This window comes from Blastococcus jejuensis (assembly GCF_039534705.1).
In the GTDB taxonomy this organism is placed as follows: Bacteria; Actinomycetota; Actinomycetes; order Mycobacteriales; family Geodermatophilaceae; genus Blastococcus_B; species Blastococcus_B jejuensis.
In genome coordinates, this window is the sequence record NZ_BAAAVV010000011.1 from 78391 (window position 1) to 102970 (window position 24580).

General features: G+C 74.5%; 26 protein-coding genes. 10 read left to right on the plus strand and 16 right to left on the minus strand.

All coding sequences use genetic code 11. The features are described 5' to 3' along the window. The first annotated feature begins 92 nt into the window (after nucleotides 1-92). The 3 genes from ABD644_RS18580 to ABD644_RS18590 all read left to right on the plus strand — a co-directional run bounded on the left by ABD644_RS18580 (nucleotide 93) and on the right by ABD644_RS18590 (nucleotide 2758). Nucleotides 93-1532 carry a hypothetical protein gene (locus ABD644_RS18580; protein ID WP_344690513.1) on the plus strand — a complete coding sequence of 480 codons (1440 nt, stop codon included), beginning with the start codon at nucleotides 93-95 and terminating at the stop codon, nucleotides 1530-1532. Nucleotides 1533-1707: 175 nt separating this feature from the next. Then, nucleotides 1708-2550 carry a class E sortase gene (locus tag ABD644_RS18585; protein ID WP_344690515.1) on the plus strand — a complete coding sequence of 281 codons (843 nt, stop codon included), beginning with the start codon at nucleotides 1708-1710 and terminating at the stop codon, nucleotides 2548-2550. A 49-nt stretch (nucleotides 2551-2599) separates the two neighbouring features. Beyond that, on the plus strand, nucleotides 2600-2758 hold the full coding sequence (locus tag ABD644_RS18590; RefSeq protein WP_344690517.1) for a hypothetical protein: 159 nt from the start codon (nucleotides 2600-2602) through the stop codon (nucleotides 2756-2758). 34 nt (nucleotides 2759-2792) lie between these two features. On the opposite strand, the gene ABD644_RS18595 is transcribed toward ABD644_RS18590, so the two are convergent. After that, entirely contained in the window at nucleotides 2793-4073 is a 1281-nt protein-coding gene (locus tag ABD644_RS18595; protein WP_344690518.1) for a competence/damage-inducible protein A, read from the minus strand. Nucleotides 4074-4201: 128 nt separating this feature from the next. Between ABD644_RS18595 and ABD644_RS18600 the strand changes: the two genes are divergently transcribed. Continuing rightward, complete coding sequence (locus ABD644_RS18600; protein WP_344690520.1) at nucleotides 4202-4963, plus strand: hypothetical protein; 762 nt, start codon at nucleotides 4202-4204, stop codon at nucleotides 4961-4963. Nucleotides 4964-4978: 15 nt separating this feature from the next. Here the strand turns inward: ABD644_RS18600 and ABD644_RS18605 are convergent, their stop codons facing one another. Further along, nucleotides 4979-6583 (minus strand): serine/threonine-protein kinase, encoded by a 1605-nt coding sequence (locus tag ABD644_RS18605; RefSeq protein ID WP_344690521.1) that lies wholly within the window; start codon nucleotides 6581-6583, stop codon nucleotides 4979-4981. A 143-nt stretch (nucleotides 6584-6726) separates the two neighbouring features. Continuing rightward, entirely contained in the window at nucleotides 6727-7392 is a 666-nt protein-coding gene (locus ABD644_RS18610; protein WP_344690523.1) for a hypothetical protein, read from the minus strand. 267 nt (nucleotides 7393-7659) lie between these two features. Between ABD644_RS18610 and ABD644_RS18615 the strand changes: the two genes are divergently transcribed. Then, complete coding sequence (locus ABD644_RS18615) at nucleotides 7660-8436, plus strand: enoyl-CoA hydratase-related protein (RefSeq protein ID WP_344690525.1); 777 nt, start codon at nucleotides 7660-7662, stop codon at nucleotides 8434-8436. A 133-nt stretch (nucleotides 8437-8569) separates the two neighbouring features. Here ABD644_RS18615 and ABD644_RS18620 read toward each other — a convergent pair whose 3' ends face one another. Next, nucleotides 8570-8788: a hypothetical protein gene (locus ABD644_RS18620; RefSeq protein ID WP_344690527.1), complete on the minus strand. Its 219-nt coding sequence runs from the start codon at nucleotides 8786-8788 to the stop codon at nucleotides 8570-8572. 139 nt (nucleotides 8789-8927) lie between these two features. On the opposite strand from ABD644_RS18620, the gene ABD644_RS18625 reads away from it, so the two are divergent. Beyond that, nucleotides 8928-9566: an MBL fold metallo-hydrolase gene (locus ABD644_RS18625; RefSeq protein ID WP_344690529.1), complete on the plus strand. Its 639-nt coding sequence runs from the start codon at nucleotides 8928-8930 to the stop codon at nucleotides 9564-9566. A 27-nt stretch (nucleotides 9567-9593) separates the two neighbouring features. Here ABD644_RS18625 and ABD644_RS18630 read toward each other — a convergent pair whose 3' ends face one another. The 3 genes from ABD644_RS18630 to ABD644_RS18640 form a co-directional block, all read right to left on the minus strand. Next, on the minus strand, nucleotides 9594-9866 hold the full coding sequence (locus ABD644_RS18630) for a GlsB/YeaQ/YmgE family stress response membrane protein (protein ID WP_344690530.1): 273 nt from the start codon (nucleotides 9864-9866) through the stop codon (nucleotides 9594-9596). 147 nt (nucleotides 9867-10013) lie between these two features. Next, entirely contained in the window at nucleotides 10014-10475 is a 462-nt protein-coding gene (locus tag ABD644_RS18635) for an SRPBCC family protein (RefSeq protein ID WP_344690531.1), read from the minus strand. A 1-nt stretch (nucleotide 10476) separates the two neighbouring features. Continuing rightward, nucleotides 10477-11202: a GntR family transcriptional regulator gene (locus tag ABD644_RS18640; protein WP_344690533.1), complete on the minus strand. Its 726-nt coding sequence runs from the start codon at nucleotides 11200-11202 to the stop codon at nucleotides 10477-10479. A 226-nt stretch (nucleotides 11203-11428) separates the two neighbouring features. Between ABD644_RS18640 and ABD644_RS18645 the strand changes: the two genes are divergently transcribed. Further along, complete coding sequence (locus tag ABD644_RS18645; RefSeq protein WP_344690535.1) at nucleotides 11429-12016, plus strand: TetR/AcrR family transcriptional regulator; 588 nt, start codon at nucleotides 11429-11431, stop codon at nucleotides 12014-12016. A 6-nt stretch (nucleotides 12017-12022) separates the two neighbouring features. Here the strand turns inward: ABD644_RS18645 and ABD644_RS18650 are convergent, their stop codons facing one another. Together ABD644_RS18650 and ABD644_RS18655 are read right to left on the minus strand one after the other, a co-directional pair. Then, nucleotides 12023-13423, minus strand: a complete 1401-nt coding sequence (locus ABD644_RS18650; protein WP_344690536.1) for a metallophosphoesterase — start codon at nucleotides 13421-13423, stop codon at nucleotides 12023-12025. A gap of 114 nt (nucleotides 13424-13537) precedes the next feature. Beyond that, entirely contained in the window at nucleotides 13538-15076 is a 1539-nt protein-coding gene (locus tag ABD644_RS18655; protein WP_344690537.1) for a CYTH and CHAD domain-containing protein, read from the minus strand. Nucleotides 15077-15153: 77 nt separating this feature from the next. Here ABD644_RS18655 and ABD644_RS18660 point away from each other — a divergent pair, with 77 nt between their 5' ends. Further along, nucleotides 15154-16122: an endonuclease/exonuclease/phosphatase family protein gene (locus ABD644_RS18660; RefSeq protein WP_344690538.1), complete on the plus strand. Its 969-nt coding sequence runs from the start codon at nucleotides 15154-15156 to the stop codon at nucleotides 16120-16122. Between the two features lie 97 nt (nucleotides 16123-16219). Then, nucleotides 16220-17200 carry a PRC and DUF2382 domain-containing protein gene (locus ABD644_RS18665; protein ID WP_344690539.1) on the plus strand — a complete coding sequence of 327 codons (981 nt, stop codon included), beginning with the start codon at nucleotides 16220-16222 and terminating at the stop codon, nucleotides 17198-17200. Here the strand turns inward: ABD644_RS18665 and ABD644_RS18670 are convergent. The 7 genes from ABD644_RS18670 to ABD644_RS18700 form a co-directional block, all read right to left on the minus strand. After that, complete coding sequence (locus tag ABD644_RS18670) at nucleotides 17151-17936, minus strand: nitrilase-related carbon-nitrogen hydrolase (RefSeq protein WP_344690540.1); 786 nt, start codon at nucleotides 17934-17936, stop codon at nucleotides 17151-17153. The genes ABD644_RS18665 and ABD644_RS18670 overlap by 50 nt on opposite strands. Then, nucleotides 17933-19174: a pyridoxal phosphate-dependent aminotransferase gene (locus ABD644_RS18675; protein ID WP_344690541.1), complete on the minus strand. Its 1242-nt coding sequence runs from the start codon at nucleotides 19172-19174 to the stop codon at nucleotides 17933-17935. Before ABD644_RS18675 ends, ABD644_RS18670 begins: the two co-directional genes overlap by 4 nt. Further along, nucleotides 19171-20622, minus strand: a complete 1452-nt coding sequence (locus ABD644_RS18680; protein WP_344690542.1) for an RNB domain-containing ribonuclease — start codon at nucleotides 20620-20622, stop codon at nucleotides 19171-19173. The genes ABD644_RS18675 and ABD644_RS18680 overlap by 4 nt, the downstream gene beginning before the upstream one ends. 75 nt (nucleotides 20623-20697) lie before the next feature. Next, nucleotides 20698-20913, minus strand: a complete 216-nt coding sequence (locus ABD644_RS18685; protein ID WP_344690543.1) for an RNA-binding S4 domain-containing protein — start codon at nucleotides 20911-20913, stop codon at nucleotides 20698-20700. 17 nt (nucleotides 20914-20930) lie between these two features. Further along, on the minus strand, nucleotides 20931-21650 hold the full coding sequence (locus tag ABD644_RS18690; protein WP_344690544.1) for an MOSC domain-containing protein: 720 nt from the start codon (nucleotides 21648-21650) through the stop codon (nucleotides 20931-20933). A gap of 1 nt (nucleotide 21651) precedes the next feature. Further along, nucleotides 21652-22572, minus strand: a complete 921-nt coding sequence (locus ABD644_RS18695; protein WP_344690545.1) for an aldose 1-epimerase family protein — start codon at nucleotides 22570-22572, stop codon at nucleotides 21652-21654. A gap of 42 nt (nucleotides 22573-22614) precedes the next feature. Beyond that, a complete protein-coding gene (locus ABD644_RS18700; protein WP_344690546.1) occupies nucleotides 22615-23259 on the minus strand; it encodes an endonuclease in 645 nt (214 codons plus the stop codon). A gap of 149 nt (nucleotides 23260-23408) precedes the next feature. Here ABD644_RS18700 and ABD644_RS18705 point away from each other — a divergent pair. Continuing rightward, a partial coding sequence (locus tag ABD644_RS18705; protein WP_344690547.1) for a DUF222 domain-containing protein occupies nucleotides 23409-24580 on the plus strand: 1172 nt, incomplete at its 3' end.

Genomic DNA, 24580 nt, shown 5'->3' on the forward strand with positions numbered 1-24580 from the left:
CCGCCCCAGTCACACACCCATCACCAGTGCGCCCCCTCCTACCCGGTCGACGGCGCACACACACCCTAAGGAATCGCACCATGAACCGATCCGTGCGAAACGGATTGGCCATCGCAGGCATGGCCGGGGGCCTCTGGCTCCTCGGCTCTGCCGTGGCCAACGCGGAGACATCCGCAGAGGGGGCCGTCGACTCGTCGACGACCTCGAGCACCGAGGAAGGCGGCGGCGCCGTCGCCGTGAGCGACAACGACAACAACGTGTCGGCGAACAACGAGACGAACAACAACGTCTCCACCGGCGACATCAACACCGGCGGCAACGAGGCCAACTCCGCGGCGAACACGGGCGCCAACGGCGCTTTCGTGGACGCCAGCGCCGGCGGCGTGCAGGTGCTGGAATCCACCTCCGAGAACGGCGGCGAGAACGGCCACCCGTCCGCGGACAACACGGTGGAGGTCGTGATCGAGACGGGTGACGCCACCAGCTCGGCCAACGCGACCAGCGGTGACGTGGTCGGCTCCAACAACCCCGAGGTCGGCAACGGCTCCGGTGGCGACGCGACCGCCTCCGGCTCGATCGAGTCGAACACCACCGCCACCGGCGGCGGCGACGACGAGAACGGCGAGTACCCCGAGGGCGAGTACGCCTCGGTCGTCAACGGCTCCGACGGTGACCCGACCAAGGCCATCAGCCACAACAACAACAACGTGTCGGCGAACAACGAGACGAACAACAACGTCTCCACCGGCGACATCAACACCGGCTACAACACGGCCAACTCCCTGGCCAACAGCGGCTTCAACGTCGCGAAGGTGTACTGCTACACGGTGTTCGGCGACAACCACTGCTCGATCACGATCATCACCGGTGACGCGACCAGCGCCGCCAACGTGAGCAGCGGCGACGTCAAGTGGTCGAACAACCCGGAGGTCGGCAACGGGAACGGTGGCGGCGCATCGGCCGCCGGCGCCATCGTCTCCAACACGAGCGCCACCGGGGGAGGTGATGGAGACAACAAGGCGATCAGCCACAACAACAACAACGTGACGGCCAACAACCTGACGAACAACAACGTCGAGACCGGGGACATCAACACCGGCTACAACACGGCCAACTCCCTGGCCAACACCGGGTTCAACTTCGGCCACCTGGTGTGCCACACGGTGTGGGGCGACAACTACTGCACGATCACCATCATCACCGGTGACGCGACCAGCACCGCCAACGCGGGCAGTGGTGACGTCAAGGACTCCAACAACCCGTCCGTGGGCAACGAGGACCGGGACAAGGACCGCGACAAGGACAAGGACTGCCCCAAGGAGCAGCCCAAGCCCACCCCGACCGTCGTCACGGTGGTCACCCCGGCAGCCCCCGTCTCCGCGCCCGTGGTGTCCGTCACCGCCCAGCCGGCCGGCGAGCTCGCCTTCACCGGTTCTGACGTCTCCCTCCCGCTGACCCTGGGCCTGCTGGCCCTGGTCGCCGGGATCGCGCTGTCGGTCATCGGCCGTCGGCGCGAGACCGAGACGGTCTGATCCGCCGGTCCGCCGCCCAGGACCTGCTCCGGCGGCGGACCGAGCTCCACTGAGTGGCCGTGCCTGCCGGGGGACGGGAGACCCCCGGCAGGCACGGCCTCCACCCAGCCCTCCCGCACAGCCCTCCTCCGGTGGCGACCTCCACCGGAGGAGACCGAACCGACAGGGATCCGTGGTGAGCAGCGCAGTCGACGTCGACGACCCGCCGAACCCGACCGTCGACACCCCCGCACGCGTTCGTCGTCGCCGCGACCCGGTGCGCACCGTTGCCCGCGGCGTCGGTCAGACCTTGATCACCTTCGGCCTCGTGGCACTGCTGTTCGTGGTCTACGAGCTGTGGGTGACCGACGTGCTCGCCTCCCGGGAGCAGGACGCGCTCGCGGAGGAACTGCAGGACCAGTGGGCGGACGCGCCGACCGTCGAGCCGGCCGAGCCCGCGCCCGCGCCCGCGCCCGGCACGCCCGCACCGGCACCGGCGCCGATCGACGTCGGCCTGGGCGAGCCGTTCGCCGTGCTGCACATCCCGAGACTCGGCGAGGACTGGTCGCGGGTGGTCGTCGAGGGGACCGCCCAGATCCAGCTCGCCCAGGGGCCCGGTCACTACCTCGACACCGCGATGCCGGGGGAGCCGGGCAACTTCGCGCTCGCCGGCCATCGCGTGGGGCGCGGCTCACCGTTCCTCGACCTGGACCTGCTGCGGCCGGGCGACCCGATCGTGGTCGAGACCGCCGGCCAGTGGTTCGTGTACCGGGTGCTCGGTGACCCGGCCACGGGCGACGTCACCGCCGACGCGAGCGGGATCCCGGGTCAGGAGATCGTCCGGCCCACCGACGTCAGCGTGATCGCGCCGACCCCCGGCGGTCCCGCGGACGGCCCGGCAACCGACGCCTACCTGACCCTGACCACCTGTCATCCGAAGTACTCGGCAGAGCAGCGGCTGATCGTGCACGCACGGTTGGACGGCGCACCGCTGGACAAGAGCTCTGCCCCGCAGGGACCGCCGGCGCTCGGCGGCTGACCCGCCGCCGACACCCCTCGGACACCACCGACCCAGGAGGAACCCCCACGTGTACGGCTGGATCTGGCGCCACCTGCCCGGCAACACCCCGGCCAAGGCACTCGCTGCCCTGGCGCTGGTGGCGGCGGTCAGCGCGCTCCTGCTGTTCGTCGTCTTCCCGTGGATAGAGCCCTCGCTGCCGTTCACGAACGTGACGATCACGCCCTGAGGAGGCCCTGAGCGGGCCGTGGCCCGCCCGCCCGTCAGGCCGGAGGACCACCGACGAGCAACTCGCGCAGCAGGTGCATCGCCATCGTGACGGAGCGATCGCGCACCGCCGTCCGTGAACCCGGCAGGTGCAGGGAGCGCTCGAGGACGGCGTCCGGACCGCGCACGCACAGGTGCACCGTGCCCACCGGCTTGTCCGCCGTGCCACCGCCCGGTCCGGCGATCCCGGTGATGCCGACGCCGATCCGCGCGCCGAAGCGGTCACGGGCGCCGTCGGCGAGCGCGGCGGCGACCTGGGGGCTCACCGCGCCGTGCTCGGCCAGCAGACCCGCGGGCACGCCCAGCAGCTGCTCCTTCGCCGAGTCCGCGTACGCGGCGACCCCGCCGAGCACGTACGCCGAGGATCCCGGGCGGGCGGTGAGGCGGGCCGCGAGCAGGCCACCGGTGCACGACTCGGCGGTGGCGATCGTCTGCCCGGCGGCCAGCGCGTCGCCGACGAGGTCGTCGAGGGTCGGTCCGGTGGAGAACAGCGCCTCCCCGTGCCGCTCGGTGAGCGCGGCGAGCAGCCGGTCGTAGGAGGCCTGCGCGCCGGGGTCGAAGCGGGTGACGATCTCCAGCTCGCCCTCGCGCATGCACGTGGTGATCTCGAGCCCGTCGAGGCCGTCCTCCACCTCGCGGAGCGTCGCGGCCAGCTGGGCCTCGAGCGTGCGCCAGAGCCGGACGGTGTGCTGGCGCAGCTCCCGCCGCCCGGCCAGGGCGCGGCGGACGGGCTCGGCGTCGAGCGCGGCGGGCCACATGCCGCGCAGCTCCGGCGGCGGCCCCGGGAGCACGAGCACGGTCGGCCCGTCCCTCCCCTCGACCGGGGGGACGACGAGGCCGGGCGCGGTGCCGACCGGCTCGAGGACGACGGCTCCCGCGGGCACCAGCGCCTGCTTGCGCACACCGGCCGCCGTCGCCACCGGGTCGGCCGTCCAGCCGCGGCGCGCGCTGAGCCGCGCCACGACCGAGGCGATGCGCCGCTCCAGCTCGGGGTCCGGCGCGGACGGCCGCCCCTGGTAGCGCCCCACGATCTCGGCGGTGAGGTCGTCGGCGGTCGGTCCGAGACCGCCGGTGGTGATCACCAGGGGGACGCCGGTGCCGGCGAGGAAGCGCAGGGCGCCGAGGAGGTCCTCGGGTCGGTCGCCCACGACGACGACGTGCCCGACGTCGACGCCGAGGAGCCGGAGCTGCTCGGCCAGCCAGGGTCCGTTGCGGTCGGCCACCCGGCCGGTGAGCACCTCGGTGCCCGTGACGACGATCCCCGCGCGCACGTCCACGCCGGCGACCCTAGGCGGAGCGACGGCGGCCTGCCGGGGCGCCTGCCACGCCGTCCCTCCGGGCGCCGTTACCGTGCTGGGCGGAAGAGGCCCGCCCGCGGGCCCGGGGAAGAGCGCGAGGAGGACCCGTGAGCACGTCGTCCGACCACCAGCCGCCCGGGGCGCCCGCGGGCACCGGTCAGCCGTCCACGCAGGAGATCCCGGTCGTCCCACCGAGCGCCCCGGCGCGTGCGGCGACGACCGTGCAGCAGCTGCCGCCGCCGGGTTCGACCCCGGCCGCCGCCGCCCCGGTCGAGGCCGCGCAGCCCACGGGACCGGTCGACTTCGTGCCGGGCCTCCCCGGTCTCGGCACCCCGCCCGTCCCGGCGCAGCCGGCGCCGGCGCCGGCTGCGGCGCACCCCGCGCCGCCTGCGGCCCCCGCGAGCGAACCCGGTCCGGAGGCACCGCCGACCGTGCCCGCGCCCAGCTGGCCGGAGAGCCTGGAGGCCGACGAGCCGGCGGCCGCCCCGCCGAAGAAGGCGCGCAGCCCCCGGGACCTGGCGGCGATCGCCGGACCGGCCCTGGCCGCGCTCGCGCTGGTGGTGCTCGAGGTGGGCCTGCTGCTGGCCTTCGACTCGGTGTCCTACTGGTCGGCGGTCACGTTGTGGTCGGCCTTCGCGACCGCCGCGGCCGTGGTGGCCCTGCTCGCGTTCCTCGCCTTCTACCCGGCCGGCAACCGGCTGCGCTCGAGCGCGGTCTGGCGACTGGCCGCCGGCGGGCTCGTCGGCCTGTCGGTGTTCTGGGTCCTGGTGGTGCTGCCGGACGTCGCCAGCGATCGCGGTTTCGTCCTCACCGCTGCTCTCGCCTGCCTGAGCGGCGCAGTCTGGATCGGTCCCCGGCGCAAGGCCTGAGCCTCGCCGTCCCGGTCACTCGGCCGCGACGGACTCCGTGGTCGTCGTCGTCTCGCTCGTCGTCGTGGGCGCCTCGGTCGTCGTCGTGGGCGTCTCGGTGGTCGTCGGGTCGGTCGTCGGGGTCGGGTCGGTCGTCGTGGCGGGCAGCGTGCCGGTGCCACCGGCCGGCTCGGTCACCTCGCTCGTGCTGCCCGCGTCGCCGGTCGGCACGCTCGCCGGGGTGGTGTCGTCCGCGGGGTCGGCACCCTCACCGGTGACCCCTGTGCCGTCACCGGCGTCGCGCCCGCTCCCGGGGGCGACCGCGTAGCTCACGACGACGGTGCCCCCGACCCGCACGACGCCGTCGGGATCGACACCGGTGACGGTCCTCGGGACGGCGTCGGAGGTCGGCACCTGACGCCGCTCGACGGCGAGTCCGAGCGCTGCGAGCTCGTCGACGACCTCGTCGACGTCCCGGCCGATGTACCGGTTCGCGTCGATGCTCACCGTGTCCGTCTGCTCCTGCAGCTCCGCCGCCTCGGCCGGTGAACTGGGGCCGGGGCCCGCGAGCGACTGGAACAGCGCGGCGGCGATGCCCGCTCCGGCGAGCAGGCCGAGCAGGGGCAGCAGCACCATCGCGACGCGACCGCGCCGTCGGGCTGCCGGCGGTCGGGAGACCGACGACGCCCCCCCGACCGGTCGCGGGCCGGTGGGCCGGGAACGGGCAGGGCCGCCCGACCGGTGCGGCGCGGGCGCGGCGACCCGGGCGACCGCCACGGTCGCCGGCGCCGCCGGGAGGGGGCGCCCGTCCAGGACGGCCTCGATGGCTGCCACGAACGCCGCGCCGTCGGAGAAGCGCGCCGCAGGGTCCTTCGCCATCGCCCGGCAGACCAGCTCGCGCACCTCCTCGGACAGGTGGTCGGGCAGCGGCTCGGGCTCCTGCTGCACCTGCTTGAGCGCGATCGTGATGGCGTTGTCGCCGTCGAAGGCGGGGTGGCCGACGAGGCACTCGTAGCCGATCAGGCCGAGCGCGTAGACGTCGCTGGCCGGCGTCGCGTGCCGGCCCTCGGCCTGCTCCGGCGAGAGGTACTGCGGCGTGCCGATGACCTGTCCCGTGCGGGTCAGCGCGACGCTGCGCGCCGACCACGCGATGCCGAAGTCGGTGATCTTCACGCCGCCGTCGGGGCGGACCAGGATGTTGCCGGGCTTGACGTCCCGGTGGACCAGCCCGGCCTGGTGTGCCTCGCCCAGGCCGAAGGCGGTCTGGCGAAGGATCGACAGCGTCGTCTCGGTGTCCAGCCGCCCCTGGCGCGCGAGCAGGGCCGACAGCGGCTCGCCCTCCACCAGCTCCATGACCAGGTAGGCCAGCGTCTCGCCGGTGCCGTCCTGCGCGGTCGCCTCGCCGTAGTCGAACACCGCGGCGATGTTGGGGTGGCTCAGTGCCGCGGCGTGCTGGGCCTCGGCGCGGAAGCGCGCGACGAACGTGGGGTCACCGGTGTACTCGCTGCGCAGGACCTTGACGGCGACGGGACGGTGCAGGGCGATGTCCTGGGCCCGCCACACCTGGCCCATGCCGCCGGCGGCGATCAGACGGTCCAGTTCGTAGCGGTCGCCCAGGCACCGACGACCTGGTTCGACCACGGAGGTCACTCCTCGTCCTGTCCGACCCGACTGCGTGCGGGCCGCCATCGTGCTGCCGCGCAGGGACGCACGTCGCCCGTCCCCCACTCCCTCGATGTCCACACCGGCCCGTGCCTACACATGGATCACGTCACCGTCCCGCTTCAGACCGCCGGGACGGGCTCGGTGCTGCCGGTCGTCTCCGGTTCGGTGGGCGGCGCCGGCTCCTCCGGCGGCGGCGGGTCCGCCGGCGGATCGGGAGCCTCCGGGTCGGGCGGGAGCTCCTCGACCGGCTCCTCCGGCACGTCCGGGGGATCGGTGGACTCATCGGTCGGCGGGACCACGACCGGATCCGGCACGACGACGGGATCCGGTGTGGCCGGCGGTTGCGTGGACGGCGGCGGCGGGGGCACGGCCGGGGCCACGACGGGCGCCGGCGCCGCGACCAGGGCCGCGGGCGGTGGCGGGGCGACGGTGGCGGTCGCGGAGGAGGGTGAGGAGGAGAAGGACCAGACCGGGCTCGACAGCACCGTCGCGACCATCGACGAGACCGGCTCGGCGGGTGCGACGGCGGTGACCGCGGCCAGCGGCCGCAGCAGCGTGCTCGACGGCGGGGCGGCCGGGGGCCGGGGATCGGCGGCGGGCACGTCGTCGAGCGAGGCGCGCGACGAGGGTGCGGCGACCTGCGGCTGGGAATCCGCAACGCCGCTGCGGGCCTGGTCGAGCCCCTGGGCGGCGAGAACGGCGAGGCCCGCCCCGGCCACGAGGCCGGTCATGGGGACGACGACCCACACCTGGAAGCGGCTGCCCCGGCCCCGGTTGACCGTCATACCGACCCCCGAGCGTTCCTCCGGAGCGGTCCGCCGCTCCGCTCCTCGCGTGGCGGCCCATGCTTCCCCCGGGACGTCGCTCCGGGGGACCGTCGTCCACCGCGGCTGCCGGGGCACGCTCGTCACGGCGTGCCGACTGCGGCGCGTAGGCACGGGAGCACGCACACCGCACCCCAAGGCGGCCATGACAAGGTGATCGGCGAGTGCCGGGCGGCCCGACCCGCGGCCCGCAGTTCCGCCGAGCACGAGCACGAGAGGCAGGCGCCGATGTCCGAGACCGTCACGAGGACCGATGCCGACGGCGTCGCCACGATCACTCTGCTGCGCGGGGGGCTGTCGTCGGCGATGCGCCGCGAGCTGCTGGCCGTGGTGCGCGACGTCGCCGCCGACGAGTCCGTCCGCGCGGTGCTGCTGACCGGCACCGGCCGCGCGTTCTGCGTCGGACAGGACCTCGCCGAGCACGTCGAGTCGCTGCGCGGGAATGCCGCGACCTCGCTGTCGGTGGTCGAGGACGAGTACAACCCGCTGGTGCTCGCACTGGCCGGGCTGCGGGTGCCCGTCGTCGTCGGGATCAACGGTGCCTGCGCGGGCGCGGGGCTGGGGATGGCGCTGGCCGGCGACCTGCGGGTGGCGGCGGCCGGGGCCAAGTTCACCACGGCGTTCACCGGCATCGGCCTGTCGAGCGACTCGGCGCTCGCAGCGCGGCTGATGCACAGCGTCGGCGCCTCGCGGGCCACTCAGCTGCTGCTGCTGCCCGAGCCGTTCGTGGCCGAGACCGCCGAGCAGTGGGGCCTGGTGCACCGCGTCGTCCCGGCGGAGGACGTGCTGTCGGAGGCCACGGCCCTCGCCCAGCGGCTGGCGTCCGGGCCGACGGCGGCCTACCGGGCGGTGAAGACGGTGCTTGCCTCGGCGGCGACGGACTCCCTCGAGGACACGCTGGCACTCGAGGCCCGGCTGCAGACCCGGCTGGGGCAGACCGCCGACCACCTCGAGGCGGTCGAGGCGTTCCTCGCCAAGCGCGCTCCGGAGTTCACGGGGCGGTGACGACCCGCCCGCGGGCGGGAAGCGTGCACCTGCCGCCGGGGCGAGTTCCCCCACCCGACGACAGGGCGTCCGTGGTCCCGCTGCAGGGTCCCGCCGCGAACCTGCGGACGGTGGAGGGCAGCGGAAGGCTTCGTCAGCGCGCCAGGGTGAGACAGGCCGGGCAGACGTCGCGCGCCGCGACCGGCCACGTCTCGTCGGTCGAGACGCGGGCCAGCGAGCCGCACAGGGTGAGCTCGCACGCGCCGTCGACCTCGCTGGGGTGACGGTGCAGCTCGACCGCGTGCCAGAGGGCGGCGGTCGGCCCGTGGGCGCGGCTGCGCGCGGCGGCGAAGGCAGTCGTCTGCACGATCATGGGTGGAGCGTCGGCAGTCCCCGGTCCCGGGGTTACGGGTCGGGTGGCCGGCCTCCCCCCGAGGGGTGAGGCGGAGGGGCAGGCCGGGGAGGGACGCACGAGCGCGCGGCCGGTGCGTCGGAGGGAGAGGATGCGGGGCATGGAGCTGACCAAGCACGGCCACGCGTGCGTCGTCCTCAGCGAGGGGGACCGCCGCATCGTCATCGATCCGGGCGCGTTCACCGACCCGGCGGCCTTCGACGGCGCCGACGCCGTGCTGGTCACGCACGAGCACTTCGACCACTTCGAGCCCGAGCGGCTCCGGGCCGCGATGGACGCCGCACCCGGCCTGGAGGTCTGGACGAACGGCTCGGTGGCGGCGGCTCTGGAGGGCGTGGGCGGCCGTGTGCACGTGGTGGGGCAGGGCGACGCGGTGACCGTCGCGGGCTTCGAGGTGCACGTGCACGGCGAGCTGCACGCCGTGATCCACCCGGAGATCCCCCGGGTGGCCAACATCGGCTTCCTGGTGGCGGGCCAGGTCTTCCACCCCGGCGACGCCCTCACGGTGCCCGAGGAACCGGTGACCACGCTGCTGCTGCCGGTGCACGCCCCGTGGTCGAAGATCTCGGAGGTGATCGACTACGTGCGCGCGGTGGACGCCGACCAGGCGTACGCGGTGCACGACGGGCTGCTCAACGACACGGGCCTGCACGTCGTGAGCTCCATGCTCGGAGAGGGCGGGCCGGGCACGCCCACTCCCTACAGCCGCCTCGCCCCCGGGGACTCGGTCGAGCTCTGAGGCTCGCCCGGGCCCCCGGGGCGGAGGTCAGCGGACGGCGCCCCGCGAACGGCCGGAGACGCCCTCGGCGACGCCGACCAGGAGCACCGCGGCGATGACCGCGAGGATGAAGCCACCCACGTTGAGCTCGGTGATCTCGCCCCAGCCGAGCAGGCTGGCGATGAAGCCGCCGATGATCGCGCCGACCACGCCGAGCACGAGCGTGGCGACCATGCTCAGCCGCTGCTTGCCCGGGACGATCAACCGGGCCAGGACGCCGATGACGAGCCCGACGGCGATGAGACCGAGGATCTGGAACACAGGCTTCTCCTTCGTCCGTCCGATGTGGCCCCTTCCCGGCACTCGCCGGGCACACACCGGTACACGATCGACCTGATACCCCCGCTGACCCCGAAGAATGCGCTGTTCCCCGGAACGGGGGAAGGGTCTCCCGCCTCCGGCGTGTGCTCAGTCGCGGGCCGCGGCCTGCTCGAGGTGGGCCGGGAGCCTGTCCAACTCCGACGCCACGGTCCGCTCGACGAGCTGCCGGGCGGCCGAGCGCTGGATGCGCCGCACGAGCCGGTTGCCGCCGTCGGGCTCCAGCGTGACGGTCAGCGTGACCCGGGTGCCCCCGTCGACGTCGGCCAGTTCGATGCGCGTCGTCCAGGTCTCGGTGGTGAGCGTGAGCCGGGTGGCGACCGTCCGGCGGGGCTGCCAGGCGAGGATCTCGCCCCGCGGTGCGCCGGCCGGCGGTTCGGCACCGTCGAGCCGGCCGGGCACGCAGACGAACGTGGTGCCCTTGCCGACCGTGCCCGCGCCGACGACGTAGGAGACGTCGCACACGGCGCAGTAGGGGTGGAGGGCGGCGAGCGCCTCCCACACGGCGGCACGGGACTCGGGGACCTCGCGGCTGTCGCTGGCGGTCAGCACCTCAGCGGCCCCCGACCGAGACCTCGAACTCCACCTGGCTCACGTCCGGCCGCAGTCGGGAGAAGGAGTGCACCAGCGGGTGCCCGCCGCTGTCGTGCACCGTGGTGCGCACCACGAGCAGGGGCGATCCGGCGACGACGCGCAGCAGGTCGGCCTCCTCGTGGTCGGCGGTCCCGACGTCGACGACGATCCGCGCGTGCGCGAGGTCCGCGGCGTACTCGCGGCGGAGGTACTCGTACAGCGAGCCCTCGCTGAAGTCCTGGTCCGCGGCCTTCGGGTACAGGCTCGACGGCAGGTAGCTGTGCGCCACGTGGTTCGGCGCCCCGTCGACGCTGCGCAGGCGCTCCAGTTCCACCACAGGCTCGCCGACCGCCAGGGCGAGTTCGCCGGCCACGGGGGAGGGCGCCGGCACGATCCGCTGGGCGATCACCGTCGTCCCGACCTGCGCCCCCGTCTCGGTCATCACGGAGTTGAAGCCCGCGATGCGGTGCACGAAGCTCTCGCGGTACTCGTGCCGGACGGCCGGTCGGGCGACGTACGTGCCGCGCCCCTGCTCCCGCACCAGATGTCCGTCGGCGACGAGGCCGTCGACGGCGCGGCGCAGCGTGATCCGGCTGACGTTGTACTCCGCACACAGGGCCGGTTCCGGCGGGAGCAGGGCGTGCTCGGGCATGGCAGCGACGCGGCGCCGCAGGTGCTCGCGGACGGCGAGGTACTTCGGTGCCACGGAGTTCACCATGCTGGGTCCACCACGCGTCAAAGGTACTGGTCCTAGAGACGTCTGCTCGTCATGTCGTATGAGACGTCCATCGCTGGATGGGCGGTCGGACCGATCGACGCGGTCATGCCGGTGCCGCCCGGCCGGCACCGGCGTGGTCCCCGGTCGACCAGTTCCACCCGATAACGGACGATTCCGGTCCGGGAACTGGCACGACACCCCGGAAGAGACCAGGATGTCGCGCGTGACGGGGCTGGATGGCGGACGGAGTCCGCGGTGGGAGACGACCCACCGACGGATCTACACAGCGGCGATGCGGCTGTTCCAGGAGCACGGGTTCGAGCGGGTGAACATCGCCCAGCTCGCGGCGGCCGCGGAGGTCTCGGTACCGACCTTCTACGCGCACTTCCCCAGCAAGGAACACGTCGTCATGCAGCTGCCCACCGCCGAGCAGATGACGCAGCTGCTGGCCACCCAGCCGGCCCACCTCCCGGTCGCCGTCCGCCTCCGCCAGGCGGCCCCCGACTATTTCGCGTCGTGGTCGCCCGAGCTGCGGGCCGACATGCTCGCCCGCTGGAAGATCATCGCGGCGACGCCGTCGCTGCGGACCCGCGCCGCCGAGTTCGAGCGCGCCACGGCCGGCATGGTCGCCGAGGCACTCCCCGCCCCGCCCGGAGCCGGCCTGACCCCGGGCGACGCCGTCGTCGTCATGGCGCACCTCGCCGCCTTCACCTCCGGCCTGCTCGCCTGGGCCGACGGGGACGGGGAGCGCAAGGTCGAGGAGCTCGTCGCCGAGGCGTTCGAGGCTCTCCAGACCCCGTGAGCGAGGTCAGCCCTCCGCCCGCAGCTCCACGACGGTGACCTCCGGGGCCGCGCCGACGCGCATCGGCGGCCCCCAGTACCCCGCGCCCCGGGTGACGTAGAGCTGGGTGTCCCCCACCCGGTTCAGCCCGTCGACGACCGGCTGGTCGAGCCGGATCAGGTAGTCGAACGGCCAGAGCTGCCCGCCGTGCGTGTGACCGGACAGCTGCAGGTCCACCCCGGCCGCGGCCGCCTGGTCCACGAGCACGGGCTGGTGCGCGAGCAGGACCACCGGCGTGGCGTCGTCCCGGCCGTCGAGCGCGGCGTCGAGGTCCGCGCCGTGACCCGGCACGCCGGAGGAGGCCGCCGTGCGGTCGTCGATCCCGGCGAGGTCGAGGCCGGCGGCGCCGCGGCGCAGGCCCACCCGCTCGTTGTGCAGGACGTCCACCCCGAGCGTGGGCAGGTGCCGCATCCACTCCCGCGTGTCGACGAAGTACTCGTGGTTGCCGGTCACGAAGAAGACACCCTGCTCGCTCACCAGATCCGCCAGCGGGGCGACGTCCTCCCGCAGGTCCGCCACGCTGCCGTCGACGAGGTCGCCGACGATCGCCACGACGTCGGGTCGCTGCCCGTTCACGATCTCGACCAGCCGCTCGAACCGCCGCCGGCCGTACGTCGGTGAGAGGTGCGCATCGGAGAACGTGACGATGCGGAACCCGTCGAAGGCCGGATCCAGGCCCGGGATGCGGATCGGCACCCGCTCGACCCTCGGCGGCGAGTTGGCCACGTAGACGCCGGTGCCGGCGGTGCCCAGGGTCACGGCGCCGGCGGTGACCGCGAGGCTCCGCGCCAGGAACAGCCGCCGCGAGGGAGAGGTGATCGTGACATCGCTGTCCTCCCGGACAGCACCGCCTCCGGGTGCCGTTCCCCCGTCGCGTTGAGCCGTTGCGATGACACTGTCGTCCTCCGGACGACCACCGCGGCCAGCTGCCGTCCCCCTGTCGTGCTGAGCCGTTTCGTCGTCCCTGCGCGGACCCCTCCGGGGCCCACTCAGGACGACCTCCTCGGTCCGCCCGGGTGCCGTCCTCCGGTTTGCCCCACTCGCCGTGACCAGACCGTCCGGACGACTGCCGAGGTCGGATGCCTTCCTGCTGCGCTCGCGGAGCCTGATCACGAGCCGCACGGGCTCCAGGGCCAGGAGCGTCACGAACAGGTAGAACGCGAGACCGAGCCAGGTGAAGCCGACCCACTCCAGGGCGGTGGCCAGGGCCGGTGGAGCTGCGGAACCCAGCGCGACCGCGGCCGCCGGGAGCAGGGCGAGCACGACGGTCAGCAGGGTCAGCCGCCGACGGAGGCGGCCCGGCACGGTGGTCGAGCGCACCATCCGCCACCAGATGTAGCCGTGCAGCAGCACCAGGGCCAGCAGCACGACGGTGAGGAAACCGAGGAGGCCGATGATGGACAGGGAAGCCTCCAGGGCGGCGGATGCGTGCGGGATCGGGGGTCAGGGGTCGGACGTCGGGGCGGCGCGCGACGTCCCCGGTCAGCTGCGGGCGGCCGACCGCAGCCTCGCCCCCAGATCGGGCTCCATCGCGGCGAAGACAGCCTGAGCCCGGACCGCGCGCGCCTCCTCGAGGCCGTGCAGCAGGCCGAAGGTGAACCCGTTCTCCCCCGCGGCCGACGCGGCGATGCCCAGCTGCCGGCAGTGCTCGCGGGTGACGACCGTGTCCTGCACCTCGCCCAGCACCTTCTGGACGCGCTTGGTCACCTTCACCAGCCGCTTCCCCGACTTCCCCCGCTCGGAGGCGCCCACCTCGGCGGTGTAGCGCACCCGCTTCGCCGCTTTCCGCACCGCGTGCAGGGCCAGGGCGCGGGCGTCGTCGTCCGCGTGCTGCGCGGCGGTCACGCCCCGCCGCAGCCGCTTGCCCGCCTTCCGGACGGCGGCACGCAGCACCGGCCCCGCGGGACGGTCGGCGGCCGGCAGGAAGGGGGGCGCGTCCAGCAGCCCGTGCAGGGCGTCGAGCAGGCGCAGGTAGCGGTCGCCGGACAGCGTGGCCAGCGCCCGGTCGCGCCCGGCCCGGATCGAGCGCAGCTGTGCCTGCTGCAGCCGCGCGGCGACCGGCCCCAGCACGAGCTCCGGCGGTTGCTCGGCGACCAGCTCCCGGAGGTGGGCGAGGGCGACCTCGTCGTCGCGCGCCTGCGCCAGTTCGGTGCCCAGCCAGGCGAGCTCCTCGCGCACCGGTTCGGTCACCGCCCGGTCCAGGACCGACCGGAAGGAGGCGAGGATGCTGCGCAGCCGGCGTGCGGCGACCCGCAGCTGGTGGACGGAGTCGTCCTGCTCCGTGCGCAGGCCCACGTCGGCAGCCTCCAGGTCCCGCACCCTCCTCCCGAGTGCGGCCAGCACCACCTCGCCGGCGGCCGGCGCCTTCTTCCGGCTCTTCCTCGGCCGGCTCGGGGACGGCCCGGACAAGCGTGCCGACAGCACGCGGGCCAGCTTCGACGCCGACCCGGACGGCCGGGCACCGGCCGCGGCCAGCCACTCCCCGACCGGCGCCAGCAGCGACTCGTCGCCCTCGACGAGTTCCACCTCGACCTCGCGCCACGCCTGGAGGTCCGCCGCGCCGTCCGGCCCGGACGCGCTGGCGGTGACGGCGTCGTCGGCGACCTCGGCGAGGACGCGGTCCTCGGCGTCGCGGAGCTGGGTGACCACCCGCCGGTTCCGCAGGGTCGCCACCGGAGCGGTCGGAGCACCGCGGAGGATGCCCCGCACCGGCTCGAGCAGGGGCCGGGGCGGGTTCTTGACGGCGCGGCCCAGCGGGGCGTGCAGCTCCCGCCGCGCGCCGTTCGCCGAGGGGAGCTTGAGGTGCCAGCCGGCGTCGGAACCGCCGGTGCGACGGCGCAGCGTGATCCGCGCGCGGGCCAGCCGCAGGTCGGCGGTGTCGTGGTAGACGGCTTCGAGCTCGTGCTCCACCGGCTCGTCCGTCGAGGCGACCCCGGCGTCGGACAACGCCGCGGGGTCGGGCAGCACGAAGGAGCCGTCCACGTCGAACTTGCGCTCGACCTCCACGTGTTCGCTGGTCACGGCGTCCATCCTCCTCGTCGTCGCCCGATACGGACGGTAGGCCCCGTGCGCCGCCCCCCGCTGGCTACCGTGAGCCGATGGCCGTCGTCCCCGCCCGTGCCCGGGCCGCCGCGGTGGCGCCGCTCCCCTGGGTGGTCCTGGCCGTGCTGCGCAATGCCGGCGCGGAGCGCGGCTTCCCGCTCGTGCCGGCCATGTCGTTCGCCCCGCAGGCGGCGGCCACCTCGGCGGTCCCGCTCGCCGCGGCCCTGGCACTCCGCTCCCGGGCGGGCGCGGTCCTCGCGGCCGCGGCGGGGGTGGCGCTCGCGCTGCCGGTCCTGACCGTTCGGCGTCCCCGGCCCGCAGGCGACCAGCCGCTCCAGGGGGAACGCATCCGGATCGCCACGGTGAGCCTGCGCCTCGGGCTCGTGCGGGCCGAGCCGGTGCTCGACCTGGTCCGCCGGCACCGGGTCGACGTGCTGTCGGTCCAGGAGCTGACCCCGGCCGCCGAGAAGCGGCTGGTCACGGCCGGGCTCGACGAGCTGCTGCCGCACGGGCACGTCGTCCCCGCCCGTCCCGGGTCGGTCGCCTCGGCGTCGGGGGCGGTGTGGAGCCGCCGGCCCGTCGAGGGCCGCGGCGTCGTCCCCGGGAGCTTCGAGCAGCCGTCCGTGCGACTGACCAGGGACGGCGGGCCCCACGTCGAGATCGTCGCCGTGCACGCCATGCCGCCGGCCGTGTCACCGGCCCAGGTGCGGGCCTGGACCGCCGACCTGGCCGCCCTGCCCGATCCCGATCCCGACGTGCTGCGCGTGCTCGCAGGCGACTTCAACGCGACGCTCGATCACGCCGCGCTCCGGGCCGTGCTGGCCCGCGGGTACGAGGACGCCGCCCGCGCCGCGGGGCGTGCGTGGGCCTGGACCTGGCGGCCCCTGCGGGCGCCGTTCCCGCGCCTGGGGCTCGACCACGTGCTCGTCGATCCCCGCATCCAGGTGGCCGGGGTGCAGGTCGTCCCGGTCGGCGGCAGCGATCACCGGGCCGTCGTCGCGGACCTGCTCATCCCGGACCGCTGACCCCGGCGGGGACGCCGATGTTCGCCGACGCCGTCCCCGGGGCACCGTCGGGGTCGACGGCGCTCACCGGAGCGCGCCTTCTCGAGGGGAGCCGGCCATGCTGAGCGAACGCGAGGTGTCCGCGTCGATCGGCGGGACCGCCTACGGCAACGACGGCGACAAGATCGGCATGGTCGAGCACTTCTTCGTCGACGACCGCACCGGTACGCCGTCCTGGGTGGCCGTCACGACGGGCCTCTTCGGCACCCGGCACTCGATCGTGCCGGCCAACGACGCGACGTTCGCCGACGGTGGCCTCCGCCTGCCGGTCGACGTCGCCACGGTGAAGAGCGCCCCACACGTCGAGGGCGACCGCCTCGGACCCGACGACGAGGCCCGGCTCCGCCGGCACTACGGCCTCGAGCCGCTGTCGACCACCACGGCCTGGACGCCGACCGGCGAGGGCCTGCGGCCACCGGGTGCCGCCGACGACGACACCGTCGTCCCCTCCTCGAGGCCGTCGGCCCCCGTGCCGCCCCCGCCGCCACCGTCCGCCCCGGCGGTGCCGCCCCCACCGCCGGCGTACGGAGCCACCGAGCCGGCCCCGGCGTCCGCGCCCCCGCGGCCGGCGCCCGACGGAGCGATGACCCGCAGCGAGGAGCAGCTGCGGGTGGGCACCGAGCGGGTCGCCCGCACCCGCGTCCGGCTGGTCAAGTACGTGGTGACCGAGGAGGTCCAGATCACCGTGCCGGTCCGGCGCGAGGAGATCCGGGTCGAGGAGGTCCCGATCGACGCCGTCGACGACGGGCCCGGGGAGTCGCTGGTCACCGACGAGGAGTCCTACGGCGCGCACAGCGCCCGCCCGGCGTCCGCACCCGGGGAGCTCCCGGAGGAGATCATCCTGCACGCCGAGCGGCCGGTCGTCGGCGTCGAGGTGGTCCCGGTCGAGCGGGTGCGGCTGCGCACCGAGCTGGTGCAGGGGCAGGAGACGGTGAGCGGACGGGTGCAGCGCGAGCAGATCGTCGTCGACGAGACGCCGGCGCCCGGCGTCAGCCCCGGCGGTCCGGCAGGAACCGCAGCCGGTCCCGGGTGGCACTGACCTCGGCGGGGTCGACGTCGGCCACGACGATGGTCTCCACGCCGGCGGCCGTGGCCAGCAGCTCGCCCATGGGACTGACGATGCGGCTGTCCCCCACGTGCTCGGTGCCGTCGCCGGCGGTGCCCACCCGGTTGCAGCCGACGACGTAGGCCTGGTTCTCGATGGCGCGGGCCACCAGCAGCGTCTGCCAGTGGGAGCGGCGCGGACTCGGCCAGTTGGCCGGCACGAGGTAGACGTCGGTGTCGGGCGCTGCCTGCCAGAAGACGTTCGCGAAGCGCAGGTCGTAGCAGATGAACGGGGTGACCCGGAGGTCGCCGATCTGCACCGTGACCGGCTTCTCCCCGGCCCGGAACCGCTCGTGCTCCCCGGCGTGGGTGAACGGATGCAACTTGCGGTAGCGGTGCACGGTGCCGTCGGGCCCGGCCAGGACGAAGGAGTTGTAGGGCAGCGTCGAAGTCCCCTCGCCCGCCCCACCTGCGTCGTCGGCGATCTCCGGGCAGGTGCCGCCCAGCCAGACGCCGTGCTCGGCGGCCTGCGCGCTGAGGAACCGCGACGACGGTCCGCCCTCCGGCTCGCCGATCCCCGGCGCCATGGAGAACCCGGTGGAGAAGGTCTCGCTCAGCAGGACCAGCTCCGCACCGGCACCCACCGCCTGCGCGACCTTCGGGGCCAGTCGCGCGAAGTTGGCGTCCCGGTCCTCCCACACGATGTCGTGCTGCACCGCGGCGATCCTCACGATCGTCCTCCTCCCGCCCGTCCCATTCCCACCAACCGCTGCACCGCTTCACCCAACACGTCGTCGCTCTTGCAGAAGGCGAAGCGGACCAGGTGCCGGCCCAGGTGGGCGTGCGCAGGGTCGTAGAACACCCCGGTCGGGACGGCGACGACACCGGCCCGCGCCGGCAGCGAGCGGCAGAACGCCAGCCCGTCGCCGTCGGGTTGCACCGATCGGACGTCGACCGTGGCGAAGTAGGTCGCCTCCGGGCTGATCACCGGCAACCCGCCCTCGCGCAGGCCCCGGACGAGCACGTCCCGCCGGTACTCGAGATCCTTCGCGACGGCCTCGAAGTAGCTCTCGGGCAGCCGCAGGCCGGCCGCGATCGCCGGCTGGAACGGCCCGCCGTTGACGTAGGTGAGGAACTGCTTGGCGGTGCGGACGGCGGCGACGAGCGGTGCGGGCCCGCAGATCCAGCCGATCTTCCAGCCGGTCACGTTGAACGTCTTGCCGGCGCTGCCGACGACGAGGGTGCGCTCCCGCATGCCGGGCAGGGTCGCGATCGACGTGTGGCGGGCGCCGGTGAACACGAGGTGCTCGTAGACCTCGTCGGTCAGCACCAGCAGGTCGTGCTCGATCGCGTGCCCGGCCAGGAGAGCCAGCTCGTGCGGGGTGAAGACCTTGCCCGTGGGGTTGTGCGGCGTGTTGAGGAGAAGGATCTTGGTGCGCGGGGTGATGGCCGCCCGGAGCTCGTCGGGATCGAACGTCCACCGGCCGCCCTCGCCGGCGTCGCCACCGCCGGTGCCGCCGTTGCCGCCGTCCGGCGGGTGCAGCGGCACCGGGCGGGCCACGCCCCCGGCCATTGCGATCCCCGCCGCGTAGCAGTCGTACATGGGCTCGAACAGGACGACCTCGTCGCCGGTGTCCAGCAGAGCCAGCAGCGCACCCGAGAGCGCCTCGGTGGCGCCGGCGGTGACGAGGACCTCGGCGTCCGGGTCGTACTCGAGGCCGCGGAAGCGCTGGTGGTGGGCGGCGACCGCTTCCCTCAGCTCGGGGATGCCCGGGCCGGGCGGGTACTGGTCGGCCGCGGTGCCGATGGCCGCGCGGGCGACCTCGAGCACCTCGGTCGGCCCTGGATAGTCGGGGAACCCCTGGCCGAGGTTGACCGAACCGGTCGCGACCGCGAGGGCGCTCATCTCGGCGAAGACCGTCGTCCCGAACCCCTGCAGCCGCGACGTCAGGTAGGGCGCCCGGCTCACGAGGCCTCCGCCAGCCGGAAGCGGACGCTGCGGTCGGCCACGTCCGCCGCCTCGAGCCGGACGCGGACGCGCGTTCCGGGGGCCAGGGCCGCACCCTCGCACCGTCCGCGGATGGCGAGCCCGTCGAGGGCGACGGTCCCCCTGCCGTTCCCTGCGTCCACGACCACGGCGGAGAAGATCTCGCCCTCGCGGCCGCGCAGCAACCAGGCCTCGGTGGCGTCGATGGCGGCGCGCTCTACGTCGCGGGTACGCCGGTCGGAGGTGGCCATGAGCGGGGGCAGATCCGGCAGGGCGGCTCGCAGCTCGTCCTCCGGCTCGCGTCCCGCGGACAGGGCGAGGCAGACCTCGGTGCCGAACCGGTCGACGAGCCGGCGCAGCGGCGCGGTCACGTGCGCGTAGGGCGCGGCGACGCCGCTGTGCACCGGCTGCTCGGGCGGGGCCCCGTCGAACGGCGTGTAGGCCGCGCCGCGGAGCAGCGTCGCCGCCTCCTCCAGGAACGCCGCGTGGGCGGGCCTGGCCGGGTTCACGCCGGAGATCACCTGACCCGGGGCCGTTCCGGGCGGCCAGGCCACGTCGAGGGCGGGGGCGAGCAACCGAAGCCGGTCGACGTCCTCGGGGCGGGCCGGGGGGAGGGTGCGCAGCAGCCCGACCCCGGCCTCGAGCATCAGCGCGGCCGCGCACCGCCCGGTCAGCAGGGAGATCTCCGCATTCCATCCCTCGACCGCCAGGTCGCCGCGCAGCTCGAGGGTCCACCCGCCCCCGGGGGCGGCCACCACCTCCTGCTCCGGCGTGCCCAGTTCGACGGCGCCCCGCTCGGCCGCCCGCCGCTGGAGCAGACGGCCGATCTCCGGCAGCAGCGCGAGAGGCTCGGGCAGGGTGCCGGCGTCGGCCTGCGCCTGGACCGACGGGTAGTCGAGCTGGGCGCGGCTGCGCACCCTCGCCCGGCGCAGCTCCAGCCGGACCGGTTCGCCGTCGGCGTCCAGGTCGATCGTCCAGAGCACCGCGGGGCGGAGCACGTCGGGCAGCAGGCTCGCGGCGTCCTCGCTGAGCACCGGCGGGTGTAGCGGCGTGCGGCGGTCGGGGCTGTAGAGGGTCTGCCCACGCCGCCGGGCCTCGCGGTCGACCGGGCCGCCGAGACGGACGAAGGCCCCGACATCGGCGATGGCGTAGCTGACCCGGTAGCCGCCCTCGCGAGCCGCCAGGTGCACGGCCTGGTCGAGGTCCCGGCTGCCGACGGGATCGAGCGTCACGAGCGGCAGATCGGTCGCGTCCAGTTCCGGCAGCTGCGGCTCCCGCGCCGCCGTTTCGGCCTCGGCGAGGACGTCGGGCGGGAACTCCTCCGGCACCTCGAACTCGGCGCGGATCGCGGCGAAGTCCGGCTCTCCGGTCGCCGCGGACGGCCAGCGCGGCACGCGGATGGGCCCACGGCCCCGTTCCTGTGCGCTCACCCCAGCCTCCGTCCGCTCGCTGCGCGTCAGCCTTCCAGACGTCTCACGGTCGCGCGGTTCCACGTGGAACCGCGCTCAGCCGATACGGACGTCGTCCATGCCCTCGACAGACACCACGTCGCCCCGGTGGAGCTGCCGCCCGCGGCGCTCCTCGGGTTCACCGTTGACCTGCACGTCGCCGGCGAGCAGGACGTCCTTCACCTGGGCACCGGTCGGCACCGCGTCGACCAGTTTCAGCAACTGGCCGAGGCGGATGGTGTCCTCGCCGGGACGGAGTTCGACGGTGCGCACGAGGTCCAGTCTGCCTGTCAGACCGGGGTCAGCTCGTCGCCGGTGCGCACCGTCCCGGCCTCCAGGACGGCGGCACGCACCGCCAGCAGCCCGTCGCGCTCCCGATGGATGGTCTTGAGCACCGAGGTGTCGCGTGGGATGCCGCCCGGCTGGGGACGGGTCGTCATGACGCACCGCGCGATGGGGACGCCGAACCGCAGGCGTACCGATCCGAGGTCGGCCTCCTGTCCCCGCAGCTGGTCCTCCCCTGCCCCGTCCAGGACGACGTTGGCCCGGAACCGCCGTCGGTCCCAGGTGCCCAGCGTGCCGGTCGAGACCAGTGACAGCCGGATGCGCGGGCTGTCGTGGAACGGTCCGGGCGCGCCCTCCCACTGCAGCCACTCGGTGGGGTCGGGCACCTCCTCGTCGGCCGGGGCCTCGTACGTCGGGGCCACGTCACCCTGCTCGGTGGCGGCCCGCAGCTCCACTCGGCGGTCGAGCCACCCGGAGAGCACGTCGTCGTCGCTCGTGACGGTGCCGTCGGGCAGGACCACGTCCACACCGCCGTCGTCACGGAGCCGCGCGGAGCCGAACAGCAGCTCGGGCACCCGGCGGGCGGTGAGCCCGAGACCGGTGTCCCGGTCGAAGATCGCCCACCGGCGGTCGCCGGCGACGCCGAGGGCGTCGATCGCAGCCTCGGCCAGCCGCTCGCCCTGCAGCGACTTCACGGGGTAGCGCCAGAGCTCGAGCACCCGCACGTCAGGCCGCCGTCCAGGCCAGCGTCCAGGTGCCTGCCCACTCCTGGCCCGGCTCCAGCACGATGACGTCGACTCCGTCGGCCAGGGCGTTCGGCGGGCAGGTCATCGGTTCGACTGCGAGGCTGCGCCGGCGCTGGCCCTCCGGCAGGGTGTCGCCGCTGTAGACCTGCAGCCACCGCCAGGCCGCATCGACGGCCAGCTCGAGCTCCCCGGCGGGGCCGCGCAGCCGGACGCGCGCCCACCCGTCGACGTCGCGGGTCAGATCGGTGAGCGGGTCGTCGAGGACGCGTTCCCCGATCTGGCCCAGCGCACCGTCGAACGGTCGGCGCTCGCCGGTGGGCAGGCCTGCGTCGTCGACGACGAGCAGCGTGCGGGCGGGCACGTCGAGGTCGGCGACGTCGATGTCGCCGTCCGCCGTCGCCCCGACGGCCAGGTAGGGGTGCAGGCCGACGCCGAAGGGCGCGGCCGCGTCGCCGACGTTGCGGACCCGGACGGTGGAGGTGAGCCGTTCGGCGCTCAGCTCGTAGTCGATCGCGGCCGCCAGGCGGAACGGGTACCCGGAACGCTTCTCGACGACGGTGCCCACCGTGACCCGGTCGTCGGTGGCGTCGAGAACCTGCCACGGCTGCCACGAGACCAGCCCGTGGATGGCGGTGGGCTTGGCGACGGACGCGACGTCGAGCTGCAGCTCGCGCCCCTGCCACGTCCATCGGCCGTCGCGGATGCGGTTCGGCCACGGCAGCAGCACGCCGCCGCGCCGCCCGGACGGCACCGCACCCGGCTCGTACCCGTCGAGGACGTCCCACGCGCCGACGGTCAGTGCGCGCAGACCGCCCCCGCGCAGGTCGACGGTGAGGGCGGCGCTGCCCGAGGTCACCGTGACCTCGGTGGGTTCGGTCGCCGGCCAGGCGTGTTCCGACATGGGTCCTCCCGGGCGTCTGGTCTCGATCACCTCACCACAGGTTCACGACTCGGTGAGCGGCTCCTCCTTCTTCCCGAGCAGCGAGATGTGCACCAGGCCGGCGGCGAAGGCCGCGAGCTCATCCCCGGGGACGAGCCGGGCCAGTTCGTCGGCGTCTCTCGGCAGACCCACCCGCTCGGCGCCCGTGAGCGCGCGGGCATCCAGCTGTGGCCGCACCCACGGCCACACCGCCTGCACCTCCCGGAGGAACACCGCCGCCCCCGTCGGGCCGATGCCCTTGACCTCCTGCAGCAGGTCCGACGCCCGGTCGACCTGGCCGCCCGCGGCAGCCGCGAGCCGGCGCAGGTCGCCGCCGTAGCGCGCCAGGACGAGCGTGGCCATCTCCGTCAGCAGCGTGGCGGTGCGCTCGTCGTAGCGGCGGTACCCGCTGCGGCCGAGGCTGGCGATCACGGCTGAGCGCGGGGCGTCCCGCAGCCGCTGCGCGGTCGTCCAGCCCTGGGCGCGCAAGGCCGCGGCCGCCGCGACGGCGATCGGGGCGCCGATGCGCGCCGAGAGCAGCTGGGCGAGGACGAGGAGCTGGAACAACGGCCCCGGCTGGTCGGTCAGCCGGATGCCGGCCTCGTCGGCGTACGTCCGGCCGTAGCGGTCGAGCACCCTTCGGGCCAGGTCCTGCGGTGATCGCGTCATGCGGCGTGCCTACCCCTCCGGTCGGTCGGTTCGCTGCTCGTCGTCCACAGCGGCCGCCGTTGTCCACAGCCTCGCTGAGCTGCGGTTTCTGTCACGCCTGCCGTCTATTCTTCGCTCATACGTTCGAGGCGGCGAGGAGGTGGTTCCTGGTGTCGGAGCTGCGGTCGCTGCTCGACCAGCTCGCCGGCCTCGACGTCGCCGCGCTCGATCCCGACGACCTCGCCGACGCCGAGGTCCTCGACGGCCTCCCGGTCCTGCAGGGCGCGATCAACCGGCTCTCGGCGCTGCAGACCTCCTTCGCCGTCACCGCCGACCGCCGCGACGCGTCCCGAGCCGACGGCATGGTGTCGACCAAGACGTGGCTGACCGGGCACTGCCGGATCACCGGCCGGGACGCATCGGGGCTGCTGCGTGCCGGCCGCCGGTTGCCCCACCTTCCCGAACTGGCCGCTGCCTACGCCGCGGGGGAGGTCACCCGCGCCCACGTCGACGTGATCGCCGCCGCGGTCACCCCCGCCCGGATCGCCGTCGCCGTCGCCAACGGCATCGACCTGGCCACGACCGACGCGATCCTCACCGAGGCCGCCCGCACGCTGAGCCCGGAGGACACCGCCAAGGCCGTGCGCCGCTGGGTCGCCGGCATCGACCCCGACGGCGCACTCGACGACGCGGCCGGTCGGCCCCGGGTCTTCCGCATGGCCGTCTCCACCGATGGCCGCGTCTACCTGTCCGGGCACGTCGACGCGGTCGGCGGCGAGTACCTGCACACCGCGCTCGAGGCGCTGATGAACGGCGACCGGCCCGGCGGCGACGCACGCACCTTCGCCGAACGCCAGGGCGATGCGCTGGTCGAGCTCGCCCGCCGCGCGCTGCGGGCCGGCGATCTGCCGCAGGTGCGCGGCGCTGCCGCCCAGATCCGGGTGGTCATCGACTGGTTCGCCCTGTGCGCCGAGCGTGGCGCCCCCGGCGTCTCCGGCGGCGAGCTGTCCTTCGCCGGGCCGATCTGCCCCGAGACCGCGCGCAGGCTTGCCTGCGACTCCAGCGTGGTGCGGCTGCTCACCGACCCCGCCGGCCTCCCGTTGGACGTCGGCCAGGAACAACGGTCGGCGACGGCCGCGATCCGGCGGGCGATCGAACTCCGCGACGGGCACTGCGTCTTCACCGGCTGCACGGCCCCGGCCTCCTGGTGCGACGTGGACTTGCCCCGATCGGGCGGACATCGTTCACAGCGGCGTGATCGCCGCGGGAGGGTGTCGTCGTGGGTCGGATCTATCCCCAGGAGTTCCGCGACCAAGTCGTCGTCTTGCACCGGCGCGATGGT